Origin of the sequence: Schnuerera sp., from assembly GCF_035459645.1 — a bacterium.
Classification (GTDB): domain Bacteria; phylum Bacillota; class Clostridia; order Tissierellales; family Tepidimicrobiaceae; genus Schnuerera.
In genome coordinates this window covers 1-3253 of sequence record NZ_DATHXO010000550.1, presented here as the reverse complement: position 1 = coordinate 3253, position 3253 = coordinate 1, and the positions used below count along the sequence as shown (strand labels likewise).

At 33.7% G+C, this 3253-nt stretch carries 3 protein-coding genes; all 3 read left to right on the top strand.

Annotated features, from left to right (window positions below; genetic code table 11):
• A partial coding sequence (locus VK998_RS12895) for an NCS2 family permease (RefSeq protein WP_325229060.1) occupies nucleotides 1–1028 on the top strand: 1028 nt, incomplete at its 5' end.
• Nucleotides 1029–1302: 274 nt separating this feature from the next.
• Complete coding sequence (locus VK998_RS12890; RefSeq protein ID WP_325229059.1) at nucleotides 1303–2973, top strand: formate--tetrahydrofolate ligase; 1671 nt, start codon at nucleotides 1303–1305, stop codon at nucleotides 2971–2973.
• Nucleotides 2974–3045: 72 nt separating this feature from the next.
• The coding region (locus VK998_RS12885) for a YerC/YecD family TrpR-related protein (RefSeq protein ID WP_325229058.1) at nucleotides 3046–3253 on the top strand (208 nt) is incomplete at its 3' end.

The following is a 3253-nucleotide window of genomic DNA, read 5'->3' as shown; positions in this document are numbered from 1 at the left end:
AATCTTGGCAGTTTGCTTTAACTGCTGTATTAATTGAAGGTATTATATTTATACTATTATCTTTTTTAAAGGCTAGGGAAGCAATTTTCAATGCAATTCCTATGAATTTAAAAAATGCAGTATCAGTAGGGATAGGGCTTTTTATTGCTTTTATTGGGCTTACTGGTGCCGAAATTATCGTAGCAGGAGACGGAGTTTTAATAGGGCTAGGGAACCTTAAAGATCCTGCACCTATTCTTGCAATTATTGGATTGATTATTACTGGAATATTATTAGCTAAAAATATAAGAGGAGCCTTGTTGATTGGTATTCTATTAACGACTATTATAGGAATTCCTATGGGAGTCACTTTATTACCAGAAGGATTTAGTTTAAAAAGCTTAGTAAGCTTACCTCCATCCTTAAAACCTGTTGCATTCCAATTTGTTGGTTGGGGAGAGATTTTTTCTTTAGATATGTTGGTAGTAGTGTTTACATTTTTATTTGTAGATATATTTGACACTGTAGGAACTTTAGTAGGTGTGGCATCAAAAGCAGAAATGTTAGATGAAGATGGTAAATTACCAAGGGTAAGCAATGCATTGATGGCAGACGCAGTAGGTACAATAGCAGGAGCTTGTTTGGGAACTAGTACAGTGACAACTTTTGTAGAATCTGCATCAGGAGTAGCAGAAGGAGGAAGAACTGGTCTAACATCCTTAACTACAGCTATTATGTTTGCATTAGCTTTATTCTTTGCCCCAATATTCACCATGGTACCCTCGGCTGCTACTGCACCAGTATTAGTAATAGTTGGTTTATTTATGATGAGTCCAATTAAGAAAATAGATTTAAGCGACTATACAGAAGCTATCCCTGCATTTCTAACTATTATTATGATGCCTTTTGCCTATAGCATTGCAGAAGGTATAGTTTTTGGAATGGTATCCTATGTTGCATTGAAACTTCTTACAAGAAGAGGAAAAGAAGTATCTCCAGTTATGTATGTACTAGCATTATTATTTATAATTAGAATAATTTTTGGATAAAAGAAAGGTGACATGTTTTCATGTCGCCTTTTTTTGATTGATAAAAAATTATTTAATAGAAAAGTATTTCAAAAAGTCCCAAAAATTTGATATAATACTATATAGTTGTATAGAAGTATACAAAACACACAAAAACTTTGTAGCAATAAACCAAACTTAATATTTTAATTCTATCTTTGAATAGAAATAGAACTAGGATACATACTATTTATATTTGAGAAGAATAAGTTTATTTAGCCAAGGATTAAATTATAAAATATAAGGAGGTATATATGTGAAAACGGATGTTCAAATAGCACAAGAAGCAAAAATGCTTCCAATAACTGAGGTGGCAGAAAAACTAGGATTAAAAGAAGATGATTTAGTACATTATGGTAAATATAAGGCAAAAGTGAATTTAGATGTACTTAAAAACTTAAATGACAAAGAAGATGGGAAGTTAATCCTAGTAACTGCAATTAATCCAACTCCAGCAGGAGAAGGTAAGACTACAGTAAATATTGGTTTAAGTATGGCCCTGAATAAAATAGGCAAAAATGCTGTAACAGCATTAAGAGAGCCTTCTTTAGGACCTAGTTTTGGTATTAAAGGTGGAGCAGCTGGTGGTGGATATTCACAAGTTGTACCAATGGAAGATATTAATCTACATTTTACAGGGGATTTCCATGCTATAACTACAGCTCACAATTTAATAGCAGCTTTATTAGATAACCATATTCACCAAGGTAATAAATTAAATATCGACCCAAGAAGAATTCTTTGGAAAAGAGTTCTTGACATGAACGACAGAGCGTTGAGAAATATTGTAGTAGGCCTTGGAGGAAGACCAAATGGAGTTCCAAGGGAAGACGGCTTTGATATTACAGTAGCCTCTGAAATTATGGCAATATTCTGTTTAGCAGATGATTTAGAGGACTTTAAAACTAGAGTTGGAAATATCTTAGTAGCGTATAAATACGATGGAAGTCCTGTATTTGCTAAAGACTTAAATGCTGAAGGTGCAGTAGCTTTACTTATGAAAGATGCAATTAGTCCTAATTTAGTTCAAACATTGGAAAATACTCCAGCTCTTATCCATGGTGGACCATTTGCAAACATTGCTCATGGATGTAACTCTATGTTAGCCACAAGATTAGGTTTAAAACTTGCTGATTATACTGTCACTGAAGCAGGATTCGGTGCAGACTTAGGCGCAGAGAAATTCTTTAACATAAAAGCAAGATTTGGTGATTTAAAACCTAATGCAGCAGTAATCGTTGCTACAGTAAGGGCGTTGAAACATCATGGTGGAGTTAAGAAAGACGAACTAAGCAATGAAAACATAGATGCTTTAGCAAAAGGATTTGAAAACTTAGAGAAGCATATTGAAAACGTTAATAAATTTGGAGTTCCAGCAGTAGTTGCTATAAATAGATTCCCAACAGATACAGAAGCTGAATTAGACTATGTAATCAAGAAGACAGAAGAACTAGGTGCAGTGGCTGTATTAACAGAAGTATGGGGTAAAGGTGGAGAAGGTGGAATAGAATTAGCTAAGAAAGTAGTAGAAGTAGTAGAAACCAAACCTTCAAACTTTAAACCTCTATATGATTCCGAGGATTCCATAAAAGATAAAATACACAAAATAGCTACAGAAGTTTATGGAGCAGATGGAGTAGAATACACAAAAGCATGTGAAAAGAGAATAAAACAGATAGAAGAAATTGGATTGGATAAAATGCCAATATGTATGGCTAAAACTCAATATTCATTATCTGATGATCCTACACTATTGGCAAAGCCAGAAGGATTCAAAATTACTGTAAGAGATATAAGGATATCCGCTGGTGCAGGTTTCTTAGTTGCATTAACTGGTGAAATTATGACTATGCCAGGATTGCCAAAAGTTCCAGCTGCCAACAATATAGATATATTAGAAAGCGGAGAAATAGTAGGATTGTTCTAGTTTAAAAAGTCTGGGGATATTTTCTCCAGACTTTTTTGGACTAAGGTAGAGTAAATCTATGGGGGTGAAATAGTGGTAGGATATAACTCTAAAATAAAGAGTGAACAGGTAGATAGTTTATTTAAAGCTATATTACAGCTAGAAACAGTTGAAGAATGTTATAGATTTTTTGAAGACGTTTGCACAATAAAGGAAATTCAGTCTATTGCTCAAAGGCTAGAAGTGGCAAAATTATTAACTCTAAACAACACTTACAATGAGATTGAAAAGAAAACAGGAG